This window comes from Rhodococcus maanshanensis NBRC 100610, assembly GCF_001894865.1.
Classification (GTDB): Bacteria; Actinomycetota; Actinomycetes; order Mycobacteriales; family Mycobacteriaceae; genus Rhodococcus_G; species Rhodococcus_G maanshanensis.
This window is the reverse complement of sequence record NZ_BCXA01000011.1, coordinates 36,440-55,685: the sequence shown is the minus strand read 5'-3', so window position 1 is coordinate 55,685 and position 19,246 is coordinate 36,440. Positions and strand designations below refer to the sequence as shown.

18 protein-coding genes are annotated in these 19,246 nt (G+C 68.1%); 8 read left to right on the top strand and 10 right to left on the bottom strand.

The features are described 5' to 3' along the window. Window positions 1–33: 33 nt before the first annotated feature. Together RM1_RS05725 and RM1_RS05720 are read right to left on the bottom strand one after the other, a co-directional pair. Window positions 34–1,572, bottom strand: a complete 1,539-nt coding sequence (locus tag RM1_RS05725; protein WP_072750387.1) for an endoglycoceramidase I — start codon at window positions 1,570–1,572, stop codon at window positions 34–36. 238 nt (window positions 1,573–1,810) lie between these two features. Beyond that, complete coding sequence (locus tag RM1_RS05720; RefSeq protein ID WP_072750386.1) at window positions 1,811–3,286, bottom strand: endoglycoceramidase I; 1,476 nt, start codon at window positions 3,284–3,286, stop codon at window positions 1,811–1,813. Between the two features lie 162 nt (window positions 3,287–3,448). Between RM1_RS05720 and RM1_RS05715 the strand changes: the two genes are divergently transcribed. Then, window positions 3,449–4,489, top strand: coding sequence for an NAD(P)-dependent alcohol dehydrogenase (locus tag RM1_RS05715; protein ID WP_072750385.1), 1,041 nt, complete (start codon window positions 3,449–3,451; stop codon window positions 4,487–4,489). 28 nt (window positions 4,490–4,517) lie between these two features. On the opposite strand, the gene RM1_RS05710 is transcribed toward RM1_RS05715, so the two are convergent. Together RM1_RS05710 and RM1_RS05705 are read right to left on the bottom strand one after the other, a co-directional pair. Then, window positions 4,518–5,867, bottom strand: coding sequence for an FAD-dependent oxidoreductase (locus RM1_RS05710; RefSeq protein WP_072750384.1), 1,350 nt, complete (start codon window positions 5,865–5,867; stop codon window positions 4,518–4,520). A gap of 134 nt (window positions 5,868–6,001) precedes the next feature. Next, window positions 6,002–6,913, bottom strand: a complete 912-nt coding sequence (locus tag RM1_RS05705; protein ID WP_072750383.1) for a LysR family transcriptional regulator — start codon at window positions 6,911–6,913, stop codon at window positions 6,002–6,004. A 155-nt stretch (window positions 6,914–7,068) separates the two neighbouring features. Here RM1_RS05705 and RM1_RS05700 point away from each other — a divergent pair, with 155 nt between their 5' ends. From RM1_RS05700 to RM1_RS05685, 4 genes are all read left to right on the top strand, one after another. Beyond that, complete coding sequence (locus tag RM1_RS05700; RefSeq protein ID WP_245816074.1) at window positions 7,069–8,073, top strand: YeiH family protein; 1,005 nt, start codon at window positions 7,069–7,071, stop codon at window positions 8,071–8,073. Window positions 8,074–8,203: 130 nt separating this feature from the next. Further along, window positions 8,204–8,770 carry a type 1 glutamine amidotransferase domain-containing protein gene (locus RM1_RS05695; RefSeq protein WP_072750427.1) on the top strand — a complete coding sequence of 189 codons (567 nt, stop codon included), beginning with the start codon at window positions 8,204–8,206 and terminating at the stop codon, window positions 8,768–8,770. A 74-nt stretch (window positions 8,771–8,844) separates the two neighbouring features. Next, entirely contained in the window at window positions 8,845–9,183 is a 339-nt protein-coding gene (locus RM1_RS05690; RefSeq protein WP_245816065.1) for a hypothetical protein, read from the top strand. Between the two features lie 37 nt (window positions 9,184–9,220). Then, on the top strand, window positions 9,221–9,442 hold the full coding sequence (locus RM1_RS05685) for a hypothetical protein (protein WP_027501199.1): 222 nt from the start codon (window positions 9,221–9,223) through the stop codon (window positions 9,440–9,442). Window positions 9,443–9,455: 13 nt separating this feature from the next. Here the strand turns inward: RM1_RS05685 and RM1_RS05680 are convergent, their stop codons facing one another. Further along, on the bottom strand, window positions 9,456–10,325 hold the full coding sequence (locus RM1_RS05680) for a polyphosphate kinase 2 family protein (RefSeq protein ID WP_072750381.1): 870 nt from the start codon (window positions 10,323–10,325) through the stop codon (window positions 9,456–9,458). Window positions 10,326–10,455: 130 nt separating this feature from the next. Between RM1_RS05680 and RM1_RS05675 the strand changes: the two genes are divergently transcribed. The 3 genes from RM1_RS05675 to RM1_RS05665 all read left to right on the top strand — a co-directional run bounded on the left by RM1_RS05675 (window position 10,456) and on the right by RM1_RS05665 (window position 13,466). After that, window positions 10,456–12,003, top strand: a complete 1,548-nt coding sequence (locus RM1_RS05675; protein ID WP_072750380.1) for a flavin-containing monooxygenase — start codon at window positions 10,456–10,458, stop codon at window positions 12,001–12,003. A gap of 120 nt (window positions 12,004–12,123) precedes the next feature. Then, complete coding sequence (locus RM1_RS05670) at window positions 12,124–12,828, top strand: TetR/AcrR family transcriptional regulator (RefSeq protein ID WP_169922290.1); 705 nt, start codon at window positions 12,124–12,126, stop codon at window positions 12,826–12,828. Further along, window positions 12,825–13,466, top strand: a complete 642-nt coding sequence (locus RM1_RS05665) for a TetR/AcrR family transcriptional regulator (RefSeq protein WP_143069392.1) — start codon at window positions 12,825–12,827, stop codon at window positions 13,464–13,466. The genes RM1_RS05670 and RM1_RS05665 overlap by 4 nt, the downstream gene beginning before the upstream one ends. 66 nt (window positions 13,467–13,532) lie before the next feature. Here the strand turns inward: RM1_RS05665 and RM1_RS05660 are convergent, their stop codons facing one another. The 5 genes from RM1_RS05660 to RM1_RS05635 all read right to left on the bottom strand — a co-directional run bounded on the left by RM1_RS05660 (window position 13,533) and on the right by RM1_RS05635 (window position 19,202). Next, window positions 13,533–14,135 (bottom strand): hypothetical protein, encoded by a 603-nt coding sequence (locus RM1_RS05660; protein ID WP_072750377.1) that lies wholly within the window; start codon window positions 14,133–14,135, stop codon window positions 13,533–13,535. 93 nt (window positions 14,136–14,228) lie between these two features. After that, window positions 14,229–15,140 (bottom strand): Ig-like domain-containing protein, encoded by a 912-nt coding sequence (locus RM1_RS05655; protein WP_072750376.1) that lies wholly within the window; start codon window positions 15,138–15,140, stop codon window positions 14,229–14,231. A gap of 101 nt (window positions 15,141–15,241) precedes the next feature. Continuing rightward, on the bottom strand, window positions 15,242–15,952 hold the full coding sequence (locus RM1_RS05650; protein ID WP_072750375.1) for a hypothetical protein: 711 nt from the start codon (window positions 15,950–15,952) through the stop codon (window positions 15,242–15,244). 699 nt (window positions 15,953–16,651) lie between these two features. Beyond that, window positions 16,652–18,142 (bottom strand): glycoside hydrolase family 5 protein, encoded by a 1,491-nt coding sequence (locus tag RM1_RS05640; protein ID WP_072750373.1) that lies wholly within the window; start codon window positions 18,140–18,142, stop codon window positions 16,652–16,654. A 103-nt stretch (window positions 18,143–18,245) separates the two neighbouring features. After that, window positions 18,246–19,202 carry a LysR family transcriptional regulator gene (locus RM1_RS05635; RefSeq protein WP_072750372.1) on the bottom strand — a complete coding sequence of 319 codons (957 nt, stop codon included), beginning with the start codon at window positions 19,200–19,202 and terminating at the stop codon, window positions 18,246–18,248. Window positions 19,203–19,246 lie beyond the last annotated feature (44 nt).

Sequence of the window (19,246 nt, the reverse complement as noted above, 5' to 3'; positions counted from 1 at the left end):
CAGGTCCGGAGCCCTCGTCATGCGGATGGGGTGTCAGGAACCGAGGCTCCCGGTCCCGAGCGAACCGCTCCCGCCCGAACCGCTCTCGCCCGAACCGGCATCGGCGGAACCCGAGGTCGGGAGGTCGTTGCCGTCGGAGTCGGGGCGGTGGATCCGGACGGTGACGGGCGCCGTGCCGTCGGCCTCGACGGTCACGACGCGAGCACCCGCCGCGGACGTCACCTGGCCGCCGGTGACCTCGCTGACGTATCCGCCGGGGTAGTGCAGGTCGGAGACGTAGATCTCAGTGGGCCGGGCGGCGGCCCGCGGTCGATACGTGTACTCGAAATCGCCTCCCTCCGAGTTGAACCGGAGCGAGACCGGTGTCCCCGCGGTGGCCTGTGGATAGGTCCGCACCAACTTGCGGCCCACCTCACCGAGGAACGGATCGGGGCGGTCGGTCGGCCCGAAAATGCTGCTGTAGTGCCAGTACTGCCACCCGATGAAGCGCTCGTCGGCGCTGGCGAGGGTGCTGGCGAGCACGGTGGGGTCGCCGTCGCCGAACTCGGTCACCACGGTCGGGATGTCGGCGCGCTCGGTGAGTACGTCGATGTTGCGCCAGGTGTTGATCTGCTGCAGGTCGCAGCCGGCGCGCAGTGCCTCCGGCAGGTCGAGGTAGATGGCGAGCTGGCTGGGGATGCAGTAGTCGTGCGGGGCGAAGACGATGTTCGGGTCGCCGATCGCGGGTGTCGCGGGCGGGTTGGCGAGGTTCGTCGGCATCATCTGGTTCCAGGTGACATTTGGCTCCCAGAACACAGGAACCGTCGGATTCGCGGCGCGGACGTGATCGGTGAGCTTCTGCATCGCAGCCTGGTACTTCCGGTCGAAGTCCGGGCAGCCGTTCGGGAAACAGGTCAGGAACGGCGATCCGGGCCACGGCTCGTTCAGCAGCTCGATGCCCATCACGCCCGGTTTGCCGTTCACCTTCGCCGCGAGTGCGCCGAGGGCGACGCCGAGGTGGTCGAGCACGCCGTGCGAGTTGTTCCAGACCTCGTCCCAGCCGAGGTTCATCGTCGGCATCAGGTAGTTCATCGGGAAACCGGGGTTCGGCTCGCCGGGTAGGGGGCGCGCCTCGATGGACCAGGCGGGAAAACCGTTGCCGCCCCATATGCTCGAGAGCCCATCCTGATGGTTGTCGAGCAGGACGTGGATGCCCCGTGCGGCGAGCACGTCGACGGTGCCGGCGATTCGCTCGAGGTATGCGTCGTCGATCCGGTCGCGTTCGGGCATCAGCCCGTCGAACGAGACCCCGAGCCGGACGGTGTTGAACCCGTGTTGGGCGAGCAGGTCTGCATCCCGATCGGTGACAGTGAGACCGTCACCGGGGTTGAGGTACGGCGCGCTCTTGTCGACGTTGTTCACCCCGTGTAGCAGAACCGTGCGTCCGAAGTCGTCGACCAGCGAACGGCCTTCGGTATGGAGCAGGCTTGCGGGTTGTCGCGCGACTTCGTCGGCGGTGGCAATCGCGGGGGTCGAGACGACCGTGATCGCGAGTAGTACGGCGGAGAAACCAATCGTCAGCAGTCTGTGCATGTATCGCCTCCGTGGATTCGTACAGCCATATGGACACATGTCCAAGTGATGTGATCGTAGGGAGGGCCCGCCCGTCGCGCCGCGGTTTCGGGGATCTCGATCACCGGAGCGCTCGACGCCATCAAGGACCGCACGCTCACCCACGGCGTTGGGTCCGGTGTGTACGAGAGCCGTTCGGTGGTGAACGACAAGGGCTCCGGACCATCAGGTCCGGAGCCCTTGTCGTGCTGTGGGGGTGTCAGGAACCGAGGCTCCCCGTCCCGCCCGAGCCGCTCTCACCCGAACCGGCGTCGGCGGAACCGGACGTCGGGAGGTCGTTGCCGTTGGAGTCGGGGCGGTGGATCCGGACGGTGACGGGCGCCGTGCCGTCGGCCTGGACGGTCACGATGCGAGCGCCCGCCGCGGACGTCACCCGGCCGCCCTTGACTTCGCTGACGTATCCGCCGGGGTAGTGCAGGTCGGAGACGTAGATCTCAGTGGGCTTGGCGGACGGGCGCGGCTGGTAGGTGTACTCGAAATCGCCACCGGTCGGGTTGAACCGGAGCTTTCCGGGGACACCGGCGGTGGCCTGCGGGTAGGTGCGAACGAGTTGCGTGCCCACCTCACCCTGGAACGGGTCGCCGCCGTTGTAGTGCCAGTACTGCCATCCGATGTTCCGGCCGTCGGCCCGTGACACCGTGGCCTTCAGGGTGTCGGGGTCGACGTCGCCGAACTCGGTGACCAGCGCGGGTCGGTTGGTGCGGGCTTGCAGGGCCTCGATGTTCCCCCAGGTGCGGTCGTGCTGTGCCGGGCACAGGGCCGCCACCCACCCCGGCAGCCCGCTGTAGATGCTCAGCTGGCTGGGGATGCAGTAGTCGTGCACGGAGAACGCCACGTTGGGATCGGAGATGGGCTGCTTGCCAAGGTTGCTCGGCATCAGCTGGTTCCACGTCACATTCGGCTCCCAGAAGACGGGAACCGCCGCGTTCGCATCCCGGATGTAGGTGGTCACCTTCTCCAGTGCCGCCTGGTACTTCTTGTCGAAGTCCGAGCAGCCGAGGGGGAAGCAGCTCAGGTATGGCGATCCCGGCCACGGTTCGTTCAGCACTTCGATGCCGAGGACCGCCGGCTTGCCGTTGACCTTCGCGGCCAGGGCGGCGAGGGCGGTGCCGAGCTTGTCGAGCACCCCGTTGGTGTTGTTCCAGACCTCGTCCCAGCCCTTGTTCATGCTCGGCATCAGGTAGTTCATCGGGAATCCGGGGTTGTTCTCGCCCGGGGCGGGCCTCGCCTCGATGGACCACGCCGGGAACCCGTTGCCGCCCCACGGGCTGCCGAGGGAGTCCTGGTGGTTGTCCAGCAGGACGTAGATGCCGCGGCTGCCGAGCAGGTCGACAACGCCCGAGAGTCGATCCAGGTAGTCGGTGTCGATACGATCGCGCTCGGGCATCAGTGCGTCGAAGGACACGCCAAGTCGGACGCTGTTGAACCCGTGTCGGGCGAGAACGTCGGCATCGGCCGCTTTGAGCGTGTCCCAGGTGAGGTACGGGGCCTCCTTGTCGACGTTGTTGACTCCGTGCAGAAGCAGCGCGCGGCCGTGTCCGTCGACGAGGGTGCGGCCCTCGACGCGCACCTGACTGACCGGCGTCCGCTGCGGTGGGTCGGCGGCGGCGACCGCGGGTATGCACGCCGCCGCGATTCCGAGTGTGGCGACGCCTATCGCCAGCAATCTACGCATCTGTTTCCTCCAGGGAACGTCGAACCAGGACGTTTGTCCAGATCGCGGAGATGGTAGGGAGGCGTCCGGAGTCGCACAATGGCTTTTGGAAAACTCGGTCCGGCACCTTCGTCCGGCGTTGCGTGGCTCGGGATCTGCCAATGGACCTGTAGACAGGTAGGCATGCTCACCGTTTCCGCCTACGCCGCGACCAGTGCCGACGGACCGCTCGAGAAGGTCGGCATCGAGCGCAGGGATCTCGGCCCGCTCGATGTGCTCATCGAGATCAAGTACTCGGGCATCTGCCACTCCGACATCCACACCGCGCGCAACGAGTGGGGCGGCACCCACTATCCGGTGGTGCCGGGCCATGAGATCGCTGGCGTCGTCACGGCCGTTGGCTCCGAGGTCACCCGGCATCGGGTCGGGGACCGCGTCGGTGTCGGCTGCTTTGTCGACTCCTGCGGCGCATGCGGTGCCTGCGCGTCCGGGGACGAGCAGTACTGCACCAAACGCGTTGTGCAGACCTACAACTCGCGTATCGGTGACGGTGAGTACACGATGGGCGGGTACTCCACCCACATCGTGGTCACCGAGGGGTTCGTGCTCAGCATCCCGGACGGTCTCGCACTCGACGTCGCCGCGCCACTGCTCTGCGCCGGCATCACGCTGTACTCGCCGCTGCGGCACTGGGGTGCGGGCCCGGGCAAGCAGGTCGCGATCATCGGCATGGGCGGGCTCGGACACGTCGGGGTGAAGATCGCCGCCGCACTCGGCGCGGAGGTGACCGTGTTGAGCCAGACGCTGAGCAAGCAGGACGACGGCCTGCGCTTCGGTGCCCACCACTACCACGCGACGAGCGACCCGGCGACCTTCAAGGCGCTGAGGTCGCGGTTCGACCTGATCCTCAACACCGTCTCGGTGAACCTCGACATGGACCTGTACATGTCGACGCTCGCCGTCAACGGGGCGCTGGTGGAGCTCGGTCTGCCCGAGAAGCCGATCCGGGTCAGCGGATTCTCGCTCGCGGCGAACCGGCGCAGCCTGGCCGGATCGATGGTCGGCGGGATCGCCGAGACGCAGGAGATGCTGAACTTCTGCGCCGAGCGCGGGATCGGCGCGGAGATCGAGGTGATCTCCGCGGACCGGATCAACGAGGCCTACGACCGGGTGGTGCGCAGCGATGTGCGCTACCGCTTCGTGATCGACGCCGGGACCTTCTGACCGGGCACCGTCGGGAGCGTCAGACCGGTCAGGCGCGACCGACCCGCGCTGAACGGGTGAGGACCGGCGCCAGGACCCTCGGGTGGAAAATCCGGACCGGCGAATCGATCATGTTGGCCACACGCACGAATCGGACCAGCACCTGCGGATCGCGCGCAGCGAGGGCATGGACCCTGCCGAAGTACCAGTTCATCAAGGGGGTGCCGAACGGCGCATCGCCGTGTGTCCCAGGCCAGTTCATGTCCTCCCCGGCGGCCATCCGCCACGGCGCTTCGAGCCTGCGCGGCACCTTCTTCCGGAAGCGGTTGGCGATTGCATCGAGGCTGTCACCCTTGTGGGCTCCCCGTTCGAGGCATTCTCGCAACGTCATCGCGTCAAGGGCGCTGGTCGTCATTCCCTGGCCGTAGATCGGGTTGAAGCTGCACAGGCTGTCGCCGAGCACGATCAGACCTCCCGGGAAGCGGTGCATCCGTTCGTAATACCGCCGGGTGTTGGCGCGAAACCTGTACCCAACGCTCGGCGTCAAGGGCTCCGCGTCACGCATGAACGTGTAGATGTCGGGTGCTTCGAGGCTGCGCGCGAACTCGAGAAGTCCGTCATCGTCGCGCGGCGGGTGGTCCCCGTTCCAGCCTCCGAGCATGACGATCCATCGCTGACCTTCCACGGGGAACACGACGCCCAAGCGGGTTCCGTGTGGGGGCGTCGGCGCGATGATCAGTGCATTCCACGGGTGCTCCTCGAGCGGCGGTCGGGCGTAGAACCGCGTCGCATAGCCGACATCGACGTCGATGACCGACATCGCCGGTCGTTCGTACCCCATTTCCTCGAGCCAGTGCGGCGTCCGGGAACCGCGACCGCTCGCGTCGACCACCAGGTCGGCGGCGACAGTCTCCTCGGCGGCGCCGGCCCGGTGCGACTGGATCACCACCCCTGTGACCCGTCCGGTATCGGCGGCGAATCGTTTGACGGTGCACCGATCGACGAGACTGACGTTGGAGATCTGGCGAACCCGCCTGCGGATGTGCCATTCGAGGAACGGTCGCGTCTGACAGGTGATGCGGATGCCGCTCGGTACCCGCAGCTTCCACACGCCGCGGTGGTACCAGGCGAAGTCCTTCGTCATCTCGACCTCGGCCGATCCGCCCTCGACCAGTTCGGAGGTGAGGCCGGGGAAGGACTCCTCCATCAGGGTCAGGCCCCGTTTCCAGATGCTGTGGACGTGGCGGCCCTGGGGGACCCCGATACGCGGCTCGGCGTTGTCGACCAGGCGATCCTTCTCGAAGATCGTGACCGTGTCGAAGTGGTCCGCCAGGACGCGGGACGCGAGCAGGCCGGCGATGCTGCCGCCGATGACGACGGCGTTTGTGTGGCGATTCATGGTGATACTCCCGAATACCGGACACCCCCACACTCGTCCGCGAATCCGAACCGGACCAGGACCCTTGGGGTGACCTTCCTGCACCCGAGGGGGAACACCTCGACCCCTGGGGTGGGTGGCGCTCAGTGGGAGACTCAGTCGGTTCGCTGCTGCGCGGTCCGCCGCACCAGTCGCACGAGATCGCCTGCGGGCCCGTCGAGTTGACGGGGAGGGCGCCACACGGCCCGGAGGGTACGGCCGAGTTCGAGGCCGTCGACGTGGATCACTCGCAGCTCACCGGATCTCACCTGCTCCTCGACCGCGAGCGTGCTGAGGACGGCGGGACCAACCCCGCCGAGCACGCTCGTCCGGATGGCGGCGGCACTGCCCAGTTCGAGGATCGGCGACGCGCGCTCGTACTCCTGCAGGGCCAGGTCGAGCGTGGTTCTCGTGCCCGAGCCGGGCTCGCGGACCAGGAGCGAGGTGGCGGCGAGCTCGGCGATGGTCAGCGGCCGACGCCTGCGGGTCCATGGATGGTCGGGGGGGACGACCACGACCAGCTGATCGCGCGCGACGGTGATGCTGTGCAGCGAGGACGGGACCGAGGGGGATTCGACGAACCCGACGTCGCAGGTGCCATCGGTGACACAGTCGAACACCTGGGCCGAGTTCCGGACCTGCAGATGGATCGTCACATCGGGATTCAAGCCCCGAAACCGGCCCAGCCAGCCCGGCATCAGGTGCTCGGCAACGGTCATGCTGGCGCCGATGGTCAGCTCCGCCGAGCGCTCGGCGCGCATCCCCTCGGCCACGTCGAGCATTTGGCTTGCGTCCGCGAGGACCTGGCGTGCCCAGTGCGCGATGACCGTCCCCTGGGGCGTCAGCGTCGAACCGGTCGGCTTGCGCTGCAGCAGGGGCATTCCGAACTGTCGCTCGAGTTGCTTCATGGAACGGCTGGCGTTCGGCTGCGCGATACCGGCGATCCGGCTGGCGGCGCTGAGGCTCCCGTGGTCGTCGACACCGACGAGCAGTTCGAGGACGCCCATCTCGGGCCAACGTCGGGTCATACGCGCATGGTATGCCCATTGCAATTGCCATATCGCATCGATATGAGGTGTTGGCGGATTGACGGCTACCGTACTTAGCTCGGGTAACGGACAGTCGATGCATGAGCAGAGAACTGAGCGGGTCGAATCTCGTTCGCGACCGGGCAGCAGCGGAGATGCCGCCCGTGCGGCCGGGCAACGAGCTGACCGAGGTCCTTCCCGGCATCGCGCTCAGTGTCGTCGGCACGCTGGTCGCGATGGGGGTCGGGCGGCTGGTGCCGACGGTGAGCCCGATGCTGATCGCGATCGTGGCTGGGGCGCTGGTGGCGAACCTGTTCACGATCGCGCCGAGGTTTCGCCCTGGGTTGGCCTTCTCGTCCAAGCGCCTGCTCCGGGTCGGTATCGCGCTGCTCGGGCTGCAGCTCATGTTCAGTGACATCCTCGGGCTCGGCTGGGGCGTCATCGCGGTTGTCGTCGCGATCGTGTGCCTCGGCATGGCCGGGACGATGTACGCGGGCAAGCTGCTCGGACTGTCGTGGACCCAGCGGGTGCTGATCGCCTGCGGATTCTCGATCTGCGGCGCGGCGGCGGTCGCGGCCGCGGACGGGGTCGTCGACGCCCGCGAGGAGGAACTGCTCACCGCGGTCGCCCTCGTGGTCATCTTCGGCACCCTGATGATCCCGGCGATCCCGCTGCTGTCGGGCGTGATGGGGCTCAGCGACCGGGCCGCGGGGATGTGGGCGGGCGGCGCCATCCACGAGGTCGCGCAGGTGGTCGCCGCCGGAGGGGCGATCGGAGGCGCCGCGCTGGCCGTCGCAACCGTCGTCAAGCTCGCCCGGGTGCTGATGCTCGCCCCGGTGATGGCCTACCTGAGCGTGCGCAGCAGGCGCAGGCCTGCCGGTGCCGCCGACTCGGCGCAGCGTCCGCCACTGGTGCCGCTGTTCGTGCTGGCCTTCATCGCCTGTGTGGGCCTTCGGTCGACCGGACTGTTGCCCGGTTCCGTCCTGGCCGTTGCCGGGCTGGCACAGACGGCGCTGCTCACCGCCGCGATGTTCGCCCTCGGTGCCGGGGTGCGCCTGGCGGTCATCCGCGAGGTCGGCCCTCGTCCCTTCGTGCTGGCGAGCGTGTCGACCGTCTGGGTGGCGTCGATCGCGCTGGTGGGTGTCCTGCTGGTGAGCTGACGCCGGGACCACCCCTGGTCGTCGTCCCGATCGAGCGCCATACTCGGTGCATGCCCGGGTGCGTTCGCTGCGGTGGCGGGTGCCCGGGGAGATCCGGGCGCGGCAGGCGAGCGCAGAAGGAGTCGGGGCCATGTCTAGGCAACTCGAGGGTCACCGGGTGGCGATCCTGGCAACAGACGGGGTCGAACAGGACGAGCTGATCGAGCCGCGGCGCGCGGTCGAGGAGGCGGGCGCCGCGGTGACGCTGATCTCCCTCGAGCCGGGGGAGATCCAGGCGTTCCGAGGAGACGTGCAGCCCGCCGACCGGTTTCCGGTCGATCTGGTGGTCTCGCGCGCGAGCGTCGACGATTTCGACGGCCTGATCCTGCCCGGCGGCACGATGAACCCGGACCGGCTCCGGGTCGATGACCACGCGGTCGCGTTCGTCCGGCACTTCGTGCACGTGGGCAAGCCGGTCGGCGCGATCGGACACGGTCCGTGGATTTTGCTCGATGCGGACGTGGTCGGCGGTCGGACCCTGACCAGCTGGCCGAGCCTGCGCACCGACATCATCAACGCGGGCGGGAGCCACGTGAACGAGAAGGTCGTGGTGGATCGGAACCTGGTCACCAGTCGCGGACCGGCGGACCTGCACTGGTTCTGCGCTGCGATCGTCGGCAAGTTCACCCAGATGCCGCAACCGGTCGAGCCCTTCTGACGCCTTGTCGAGGCTCGAGCACCGGGCGTAGCGTCGAACACAAAGGTCGATCCTCGAGTCGAGGAGGAGTGAGCATGTTCCAGAATCTGTTCGCCGACATGAGGCTGAATATGTTCTCTGATCAGATGCGACAGTTCCCGGGGCGGGTGCGTCGATTCCCCGAGAAACTGAGCCTGTTCTCCGAGTGGATCGGCTACGCCCTCGGACTCGTCGCCCTCCTCACGTTCGCGCTGAGCGTGGTAGCGGCGGCATCGGGCTTCACCGGCTGGGCGATCGTTGCGGCCCTGGTCTGCGTGGGCTGTGTGCTGATCGGTTCGAGCATCGTCAGCAGCGCCGTGGTCCACGATCGACGAGTGCACCAGCACACCCCTCGGTTCCCGCTGCCAGGCGGCGACCGCTGGCCCGTGCGATGACGACAAAGGGGACGCCACCGGTCGAGAGGAGTCAGCGATGAGTCTGAACATTTTCGCCGGGTGGGTCGGCTTCGGCGGCGTCCTGCTCACCGCGCTCACCCTGGGGATGTTCCTGGTGGCGGCTGGGTCCGGGCACCCAGGCTGGGCCATCGTCGCGGGGTCAGCACTGGTGCTGGTGATCACGACGGCCGTCGTCGTGGTCGGCGGCACCATTCATCACGATCACAAGCTGGGCCGGGACACGCCGCACTTCCCTTAGAACTCGCGAGCCCCTAGGACTCGGCGAGCCGGGCCTTCTCCACCTCGATGTCGAAATCGGCCGGTGGCCAGTCGAGGTCGAGATTCTCCAGTGCGTCGATGAGCAGTTCGGTGACGGCCAGCCTGCTGTACCACTTGCGGTCGCAGGGCACCACGTGCCAGGGCGCGTGCTCGGTGGAGGTCCGGTCGAGCATGGCCTGGTACGCCTTCTGATACTCCGGCCAGAAGCCGCGCTCGGTGATGTCACCCGGGTTGAACTTCCAGTACTTGTCGGGCCGCTCGAGCCGTTCCGCCAGGCGGGCCTTCTGCTCGTCCAGCGACACGAACATCGCCACCTTGACGATCGTCGTACCGGATTCGACCAGTTCCCGCTCGAACGTGTTGATCTCCTCGTAGCGCGGCTCCCACACATCCGGTGGCACCAGGTTGTGCACCCGCACCACCAGCACGTCCTCGTAGTGGGACCGGTCGAAGACGCCGAGCTGTCCCTTCCTCGGCAGGGCCTTGCGGATACGCCACAGGTAGTCGTGACGCTTCTCCTCGGCGGTCGGGACGCCGAAGGAGGCGTGGTCGACACCCTGCGGGTCCACGTGGCCGATCACGTGCCGGAGCATTCCGCCCTTGCCCGCGGTGTCCATGCCCTGCAGCACCAGCAGCACCGAGCGGGTGTCGCCGGACCTTCCGTTGGCGTACAGCAGCTCCTGGAGGGCGGACAGTCGGGCGCCGCGTTCCTCGAGCAATCGCTCGCCGAGCGCCTTGTCGCCGACGAAGCCCGGGGTGCCCTTGGTCTGGATGTCGGCAACTCGGGTGTCCGGCGTCGCCCGCAGCGCCTCGACCGCGGGGATCTCCCAGTTTTCGACTGGATTCTTCGGAAGCTTGGCCATGTCGTGACTGTAGTCACGGCGCGGCGGGATCGGGCCGCTCTGCCTGCGGCGTTTCGGCCCGGCGACGCAATAGTGGGCGCCGTCACGCCGGGTTAGTCTGACGGTAGGTACCGGATAGTCGAGGTCGGACATGGCATCACAGACGGCGGACACACGCGGCGGTGCGGCCAGGACGCCGCACCGGTCCCGGGTGCTCATCATCGGCGCGGGCTTCTCCGGGATGGGCATGGCGATCCAGCTGCTCAAGGCGGGCCGCTCGGACTTCGTCATCCTCGAGAAGGCCGACGAGGTCGGCGGCACCTGGCGGGAGAACACCTATCCCGGCTGCGCCTGCGACGTGCCGTCGCACATGTACTCGTTCTCCTTCGAGCCGAACCCCGGCTGGTCCGAGCTGTGGTCCGGACAGGAGGAGATCTTCGCCTACCTCCGCGGTCTCGCCGACAAGTACGGGCTGCGGGCCAAGACCCATTTCGGGCGCACCGTCGACGGAGGGTACTGGGACGAGACGGAGAACCGCTGGCACGTCCGGACCGAGGAGGGCGACGACTACGTCGCGCAGTACCTCGTCGCCGGCGTCGGCGCGCTGCACGTCCCGAACGTCCCCGACCTGCCGGGGATGGCGGACTTCGGCGGTGTCGCGTTCCACTCCGCCCGGTGGGACCACGGCTACGACCTCGCAGGCAAGCGGGTGGCGGTGATCGGCACCGGCGCCAGCGCCGTCCAGTTCGTGCCCGAGATCGTCGACGCGGTGGCCGACCTGCAGCTCTACCAGCGCACCCCGGCGTGGGTGGTGCCCCGTAAGAACCTCACGATCGGCACACGGATGCGGCGGGTCTTCGGCCTGGTGCCGCCGGTCCGGAGGGCATTCCGCGACGGCATCTACTGGGTGTCGGAAGCGTTGGCGATCGGACTCAACGGCCACTCGAATCTGATGCGGCCGCTGGAGCGGATCGCGAAGAAGAACATCGCGCGCAGCATCGCCGATCCGGCGCTGCAACGGAAGCTCACGCCCGACTACCGGATCGGGTGCAAGCGAATCCTGGGGTCAAGCGACTACTACCCGGCGCTGGCCAAGCCCAACGTCGAGATCATCAGCGAGGGCATCGAGCGGGTCACCGGGTCTGGCATCGTGGCAGGCGACGGCCGGGTTCGCGAGGCGGACGCCATCATCTTCGCGACCGGCTTCCACGTGACCGACGGGTTCGACAGCGTGAACCTCGCGGGCGTAGGCGGGCGGGAACTGGTGCCGCACTGGAACGAGCACGGCATCCAGACGCACCTGGGGATCACCGTGGCCGGCTACCCGAATGCCTTCTTCCTGCTCGGCCCCAACACCGCCCTCGGGCACAACTCGGTGGTGTTCATGATCGAGCAGCAGATCCGCTACGTGCTGGCGGCGATGGCGCTCGTCGACCGCAGCGGCGCGGAGGCGATCGCGGTGCGGCCGGAGGTGCAGGACCGGTTCAACGAGGACATCCAGGCCAAGCTGTCGAAGGGCGTGTGGACCAACGGCGGCTGCGTCAGCTGGTACCTCGACGCCAAGGGCGTCAACCGCACCATCTGGCCCGGGTTCACCTGGCAGTACTGGCTGCGCACCCGCAGGCTCGACCCGTCCGATTTCGAGTTGGTCGGGACCGTCGCGGAGACCGCCGCTGCAGTCGTCGAGACCACCGGCTGAGGTCCGACGGTTGGTAATATCCTGATCATGGATCGGTAACCAACCGAATCCGGATATGCGCCCGCCGATGCGGGCGCATTGTCGTGCGTTCCCGAGTCCGCGATGCCGAAGGAGCCAGGCTTGCCGTCGACGCCCAGCGAAGCGGAGCCGCTCGTCGCGGTGCTCGAGGAGGCGCCCGCTCGGCGTGGACGGCCGCCGCAGCCGGGGTTGTCCGAGTCCAGGCGCGATCAGATCGTGTCCTCGGCGATCGAGGAGTTCGCCGAGCGTGGCTACGAGGCCACGACCGCCGCGCAGGTGGCCAAGCGCGCGGGCGTCGGCCTCGGCACCGTGTACCGGTACTTCGACAGCAAGCGCGAGATCCTCGACCAGGTGATGGACCGCTGCCTGCGGGAACTGATCGACGTCGTCGACGCGCCTGCGCTGCTGGAGCCGCCGGAGACGCTGGAATCGCTGATCGGCCGGATTCGGGCCCTTGCCGACGCGCTGTTCGGGTTGGTCGAGGACTCCCCGAACGTCCTCAAGCTCCTGATGGTCGAGGCCAGCGCGATCGAGGACGAGTTCGGCCGCCGGGTGATGCGTGGTGAGCAGGTGTTGGCCGGGCTGGTCGCGGAGGTGCTCGAGCACGGGATACTGGGCGGCTGGCTGCGCAAGGACCTCGACACGAACGCGGTCGGGCATTCCATCATCGCCATGACCTGGCCCGGTCTGCTGCGCGGATTGCGGGTGGGCCAGTGTGCCGCGGACCGGGCGCGGTACACCGACACGATCGTCGCGCTGGTGTCGTTCGGTCTGTGCCGACCGGGTGCGGACGGGCAGGCGAGGTGACCGACGGCGTTGGTGCCGACGACAGGGCCGCGGGCGGCCGCAGTGCGGAGAGACGCCGCGAGCTGATCCGTGCGGCCGCGCAGGTGTTCGTGGCGGATGGCTATGCGAACTGCGGTGTCGCCGACATCGTGGCCGCGCTCGGCGTCGGCCACGGCACCTTCTACAACTACTTCACCAGCAAGCGAGACGTCCTGGACGCGGTGGTGGACCGCGGTTTCGAACTGATCAGGGAGCGGATCGTCGATGACGCGCTCGGGCGGTCGGCGGACCTCGACGAGTTCTTCGACCGGTACCGGCGCATCGTCGATCGGCTGCACGAGCTGGTACGGCAGGAACCGGAACTGATCCGCTTCGTGGTGTTCGAGGCGCCGTCGATCGATCCGGTGCTCATCGACCGGTTGCTCGGGGTGTTCGGGCAGTTCGGCGACGTCGCCGCGGAGTTCCTCGCGTCCGGGGTGCGCCGCGGAGACCTGCCCGGCGCCGTCGACCTCGAGGTGGCGGGCGAGGCGATCGGCTCGATCCTGCTCGCCTCCGCGGTGTTCCCGCTGCACGGGCCCGCAACGGCAGAGGACCTGGCGGCGCCGCTCGTCGACTTCCTGCGTTCGGGCATCGGCGGGCCGGTTGGGGCCGAGCATTAGGCCGCGAGACGAGGCCTGTTCCCGGCCGTGCTGGCCGGGAACAGACCCGTCATCGAGTGCCGGTTGTCAGGAGCCGAAGAGAGAGCCGACGCTTCCGCTGGAGCCGTCGCCGCCGGCGCCGAGATAGCTGACGACGATCCCGGGGCCCTTGGTGTAGTAGCCGCCGGATCCGAGGGAGCCGTTGTAGTCCATGCCCGTGGTCAGGGTGTTGCCGCGGGAGCAGTCGTCGCCGACCTTGTAGCTGACGCTGAAGACGGGGGAGGAGCCGGGCTGGTTCCGGACGATCCAGTCGTTGGGGGCGAAGTCGACGCTGACGAGGGGGTCGCGGCCGGGCACCGAGCCGTCGTCGACCTGTGGGTCGAGCGGGGTGTTGTTCATCTTGGCGGAGCCGGGGACGTACTTCAGGCAGGCCGCGTGCCGGTCCTTGATGTTGTAGAGGTGTTCCTCGGTCGAGTTGGTGCGTTCGAACTTTGTGGTGATCGTGATGATCTCGCCCGGGTTGGGGGTGGAGTTGGTGACGGTGCGGGTGAAGTGGGAGTACCAGTCGTCCCAGGCGACCGTCGCGGGGGCTGCGCCTGCGACGCCGGAGCCGAGGAGGGACAGTACTCCGAGCGCGGCGGTGGTCGCCGCGCCGACGGCGACGCCGCGCCGGGTGGTTCGAGGGGCCATGGTGATGTCCTTGTGGTCGGTGTGTGAGGCTGGGCTCCGGCGCCGTGTTGGCGTGGCGCCGGAGCCCGACCTCGGGTCAGCGTGTGCCGGTTGTCAGGAGCCGAAGCCGCCGAGGAGGGAGCCGAGGCTGCCGGTGTCGAGGCTGCCGTTGCCACCGCCACCGTCGCCGGGTGCGACGGTCACGGACGCGTAGCCGGAGGAGGCGTTGACGGTGCCGTTGCCGGAGTAGTCGGCGGTGATGGTGCGTTCTCCTGCGGCGTTGGGCGTCCATTGCAGGGCGGCGGTGCCGTCGGCGCCGACCTGGGCGGTCCCGATCGTGGCGCCGCCGTCCTTGAACGTGACGGTGCCACCGGCCGCCGCGGGGTCGACCTTGGCGGTGAGGGTGGTGGCCTTGCCGACGGTGGCTCCGGTGACCGGGTTGACGGTGGTGGTCGACACCGTGTTCGCGCTGACGGTGACCGCGGGGCCCTTGGTGCCGTAGTTGCCGCTGCCGAGTGATCCGCCGTAGTCCATGCCCGTGTTCAGGGCGGTGCCGCGGGCGCAGTCGTTGCCGACCTTGTAGCGGACGCTGAAGGTGGGGGATCGGTGGAAGCCGGGGCGGTTCTGGACGACCCAGTCGGTGATGCCCCACGAGGCGCGGACAAAGCCGGTGCCGTTGCCCTCGTCGACCACGACCTCGGGGTCGAGGACGGGGTACTCGTTCTCGCCGATCATCTTGGCCGAGCCGGGGACGTAGGTCAGGCAGGACGGGTGCCGGTCCTTGACGTTGTAGATGAACTCGTCGACCCAGCTCGTCCGCTCGAACTTGGTTGTGACCGTGATGGTTTCGCCCGCGTCGGGGGTGGTGTTGCTGACGGTGCGGGTGAAGTGGGAGCTGCCGTCGTCCCAGGTGATCGATCCGGGGGCGGCGCCGGCAGTGCCTGCACCGAGGAAGGCAAGCGCGCCGAGCGCGATGGTGGTCGCAGCGCCCGCGGCGACGCCGCGCGCGATATGTCCTGAAGTCATGGGTGATCCTTGGGTCGCTGGTGCGCGGCCGTCGACATCGAGGCCGCGGTGGGGGCCGAGTACCCGGCGCCGCGGCGGTCGCGGCGCCGAGCACACCGGGACTAGCTGCCGTTCTGGATGACTCGGGTGATGGTGTCGCCGAGGACGTCGCTGACCGAGCCGGTGGAGCTGAGCTGGCCCTCGCTGGAGCCGAGGCCGGCGCCGTCCGTGCTGCCGAGGGCGGCCTCGCCTGCGTTCTTCTCGCGGACGGTGAAGCAGGCGTTGAGGTTGTCCCGTCGGATGCCGACGCCGACGGTGCCGCCGACATCGATGCCGCCGCTGGTGATCTGGACGCCGGTTGCGGCGCCATTCGGGACCTTGTAGGTGAACTCGGCGGTCACCGAGTTGCCCGAGTTGACGAACCATCCGGTGCTGTTGACGCTCCAGCCGCCGTCGCCGGTCACCACCGGGCTGACGTCCTCGGTCTGTTGGCCCTGGAGGAAGTGGTAGGAGGTGACCTTCGCCGAGACGGGCTTGCCGAAGCCGGCAGGCGGGTAGTCGCGGATGGCGTTGACATACGGGTTGCCGATGCCGGTGGTGCCGACCTCGATCTTGTAGGTGACGTTGGTGCCTGCGGCGGCTTCCTTGACGGTGACGCTCTTGTCGTAGGTGTGGGTCACCCACACCGTGCTGGCGTCGTTCTTGGTGGTGTGGCTCGACTGGTTACAGGTCGGGGCGGCGTTCGCGACACCGGTGCCTGCCATCAACAGGCCGGCAGGAAGGGCGGTGGCGGCCGCGAGGGCGGCGACGCGGCGGACGGTGTTCGAAGACATGTTCTCCCTACTTCTCGCTGATGCGGTCATGACTGGGTGGTGGCCGCGCGCTCTGCCCGACGCAGGGCTTGTCCTGGCGTCGCAGTTACCTGCGCCCACCCCCGGAGTTGCGAACCGTCAGCTCAGCGATTTCATGAAGTTCGCGATCGAGATGGCGCTCCCGATTGCACCGAGGACCGTGAGGATGGTTCCCATCGACTTCTCCTTGAAAATGACCCTGAATTGACGCGGTCGCAACCAGGGTGCGGTTGCGACCGTGACAATTTCTACCATGTCGATCATTGTTGCGGCGGTGAAACGCCAAACAAATCAAGCGGGTTCAACTCGCTTGGTCGAGAGCTCATCGGGGGCTCGCGCAGCTGAAGTCTGGGGCGTGTGGAGATGGTGCCGTCAGCAATCCCTACAACTTGCATCTGACCAGTTCAGGGCCGTTCGAACGTCCTCGATCTCGGCGTCGCTGCCGTTCGGCTCTGCGGCTGGGACGCCGGGTTGGGGTGATTCTCGGTATTGGCGGCGCGGCTCATCAGATAAAAGCGGACCAGGCATTGTTTTCGGTGCCGGTTCCGGAATTCATCAAGTGTTCTCGCGGCCGTTGATTTGGCGGATCTACCCTTCTGTGAAGGGGGGATTGCGGACGGCCTTTTATCACGAGAGTGATAAAATTGACAGTTTCGTATGCCGGTTTCCGTACGGCGGGTTTCAGTGCTGGGTCACGCGATAGGCCCCCGTGGTGTTCCCGGTCAGCCGCCACCCACCGTCGACCCGGGTCAGGTCGAGATCTGCGACTCCGCTGGTGTCGAGGTCTGGTTGTTCGGTGCCCGGGTACCAGGCTTCGAGGCGTCCGGTGCCGGTGCCCGCGAACCCGTTCGAGGTCACCTCGGCAAGAGCGCCGGGGGCGGCCCGCGGGTAGGCGCGCGAGAGCGGGCGGGCGAAGCCGTCGACCAGGCCGAGCTGCAGGCCCGAGGGACAGTCGATCTTGTTCAGGTTGCCCTGAGGTTTATGGGTGTTGCCGTCGCGGACGGCGTGCGGATCACCGCAGGCTTGGGTCCAGGACCACCAGGCCCCGCCGATCCGGTGTTTGTTCATCGCATCGACGAAACGGTCGACCTGGTCGGCGTCGGCGCTCGGGTCGCCGAACCAGCCCCACTCGCCGGTCCACAGCGGGGCCCCGTAGCGCGCGGCACCGTCGAGCGCCAGCCGGAAGCCGTCCTCGATCGAGGGGATGTCGCTGCTGACGTTGATCGAGCCGCTGTAGAGGTGGGGCGAGAACACCACGAGCGGATCGTCGAGGTACCGCGGAGGCGGCAGCGCGTCGACGCCGAATGCGGACCAGATCGCGCTCGGTTCGAAGAACACCAGGTGCGGGAAACCGCCCTGCTCAGCCTGCCGGATCGCCGCGATTGCGCGCTGGTAGTACCGGCCGATCTGGTCGGCGGCGGTGACGGGGTCCCGCAGTCCTGGGTTGGGCTCGTTCAGCAGGTCGTAGCCTGCGACCGCGGGTTCGTCCGCGAACCGGGCGGCCAGTCGCGCCCAGGTGTTGACGAGGTGGCCCTGGATGCCCTTGGCGTCGTCGTAGAAGTTCTGGAATGAGCGGGCGACGGCGGGCGAGGTCTCGCGGATCCCGCCGAGGGTGCAGGTGCTCCAGCCGTCGGTGAGGGTGGCCCAGGCCGGGGCGCCGTCCCATCCGACACCGGGCTTGAGCGGCGACGGGCAGGCCACGCCCTCGGGCGTGCCGACCGCCTTGCCCCAGGCGTCCTGGTGCATGTCGAGCACGGTGTAGATGCCGTGGTCCGCGGCCTCGCGGACGGCCTCGCGAATCCGGGCCACGTAGGCCTCGTCGAACGCGCCTGGCGTGGGTTCGAGGGCGGACCACGCCACGGTCAGCCGCGCGACATTGAAGCCGAGCGACGCCATCCGGGTGAAGTCGGCGCGTTCGAGCGGCGCGGTGGCGGGGAGCGAGGGGTCGTTCTGGGCGTAGTCGTTGAGTTGGTTGACGTTCGCCCCGCGCAGCAGCACGGTCCGCCCGGTCACGTCGGTGATGGTGCCGTCGGTCACCGTCACACGGGGGAGCGTCCAGTCACTCGCGGGCGTGGCGGCGGCCTGAGCGGGCATCTGTAGCGCCACGGTGGCGGCGACGAGCACGGGCGCCGCCACGATGCGCAGGAGAGCGCGACCGCGTGACCAGCTCATCCTTCACCCTCCATCGTGCGATATTTGCACGTCCACGGAATCCTAGGGGCGAGGTGCGCCGGACAGAAACAACCAATTTCGGTGAATCGACAAGCTGTGCTTGTCAGTACGGGATGAGCGTCGGCATCGTGCGGTCGTCGAAGTCCGGCTCGCTCAGTCTCGCGACGAGGTCCGGGCGGGCATCGCGTACTCGGCGAGCGGTTTCGATGAACGAGTGGACCAACGCCGAGTCGGTGTCGCGGTGACGGGCCACCGTGACCTCGTTGGGGGCGGCGTCGGCGATCGGCACCGCCGTCACCCCGGGATAGGGCACCCACCGGGCGGCCGCGGTCGTCACGACGATTCCGATGCCGGCCGCGACCTTCTGATACTCCTCCAGCAACGTGGTCGAGCGGGAGACAACCGGCGCGGGTGTCCCATCTCGATGCTCGTCGAGTTCCCAGTACGCGTTCCATGCCGGATCGGTGTTGGCCGCGCCGAGCAGGGGCTCGCAGAGGAGCTCGCTCGCGCGAACCGCGGCGCGATTGGCGAGCGCGTGGTCGGTCGGGAGTGCCACCATGAGCGGCTCGCTGAACAGGTGGACGAAATCGATGCCGTCCGTGGAGATCGGGCGCCGCACGAACGCCACGTCCACCGACCTGTCGTTCAGTCCCGCCGAGGGGTCGTCGTAGTTGAACTGACGCATCTCGATCGTCACCCCGGGGTGCCGATCGCGGAACGCGGAGAGGATCGGCTCGGTCAGGATCAGCGCCGCGCCCTCGCCGAACCCCAGCACCAGGCGCTCGTTCTCGGTGCGCTGCATCGAGCGCGCGCGCTCGGCCGCGGCATCCATCGCCGCCAGCGTCGCGGCCGCGTCCTCGAAGAACGCCGCTCCGGCCGCGGTCAGGGTCACGCTGCGCGTGGTCCGGGTCAGCAGCACCACGCCCAGGCTCTGTTCCAGTTGTTTGATCTGCGCGCTCAGTGCCTGCTGTGCGATGTGCAGCTTCTGTGCGGCGCGGGTGAAACTGAGCTCCTCCGCGACGGCGACGAAGTACCTCATCTGACGGGTCTGCAACTCCATGGCGCAAGAGTGTAGGTCGGCCGGGCCGGGGAGCAGGCGCGAAC

Coding starts and splice junctions, on each gene's coding strand:
- RM1_RS05725 (WP_072750387.1), bottom strand. CDS start 1,572: ATGCACAGACTGCTGACGATTGGTTTCTCCGCCGTACTACTCGCGATC.
- RM1_RS05720 (WP_072750386.1), bottom strand. CDS start 3,286: ATGCGTAGATTGCTGGCGATAGGCGTCGCCACACTCGGAATCGCGGCG.
- RM1_RS05715 (WP_072750385.1), top strand. CDS start 3,449: ATGCTCACCGTTTCCGCCTACGCCGCGACCAGTGCCGACGGACCGCTC.
- RM1_RS05710 (WP_072750384.1), bottom strand. CDS start 5,867: ATGAATCGCCACACAAACGCCGTCGTCATCGGCGGCAGCATCGCCGGC.
- RM1_RS05705 (WP_072750383.1), bottom strand. CDS start 6,913: ATGACCCGACGTTGGCCCGAGATGGGCGTCCTCGAACTGCTCGTCGGT.
- RM1_RS05700 (WP_245816074.1), top strand. CDS start 7,069: ATGCCGCCCGTGCGGCCGGGCAACGAGCTGACCGAGGTCCTTCCCGGC.
- RM1_RS05695 (WP_072750427.1), top strand. CDS start 8,204: ATGTCTAGGCAACTCGAGGGTCACCGGGTGGCGATCCTGGCAACAGAC.
- RM1_RS05690 (WP_245816065.1), top strand. CDS start 8,845: ATGTTCCAGAATCTGTTCGCCGACATGAGGCTGAATATGTTCTCTGAT.
- RM1_RS05685 (WP_027501199.1), top strand. CDS start 9,221: ATGAGTCTGAACATTTTCGCCGGGTGGGTCGGCTTCGGCGGCGTCCTG.
- RM1_RS05680 (WP_072750381.1), bottom strand. CDS start 10,325: ATGGCCAAGCTTCCGAAGAATCCAGTCGAAAACTGGGAGATCCCCGCG.
- RM1_RS05675 (WP_072750380.1), top strand. CDS start 10,456: ATGGCATCACAGACGGCGGACACACGCGGCGGTGCGGCCAGGACGCCG.
- RM1_RS05660 (WP_072750377.1), bottom strand. CDS start 14,135: ATGGCCCCTCGAACCACCCGGCGCGGCGTCGCCGTCGGCGCGGCGACC.
- RM1_RS05655 (WP_072750376.1), bottom strand. CDS start 15,140: ATGACTTCAGGACATATCGCGCGCGGCGTCGCCGCGGGCGCTGCGACC.
- RM1_RS05650 (WP_072750375.1), bottom strand. CDS start 15,952: ATGTCTTCGAACACCGTCCGCCGCGTCGCCGCCCTCGCGGCCGCCACC.
- RM1_RS05640 (WP_072750373.1), bottom strand. CDS start 18,142: ATGAGCTGGTCACGCGGTCGCGCTCTCCTGCGCATCGTGGCGGCGCCC.
- RM1_RS05635 (WP_072750372.1), bottom strand. CDS start 19,202: ATGGAGTTGCAGACCCGTCAGATGAGGTACTTCGTCGCCGTCGCGGAG.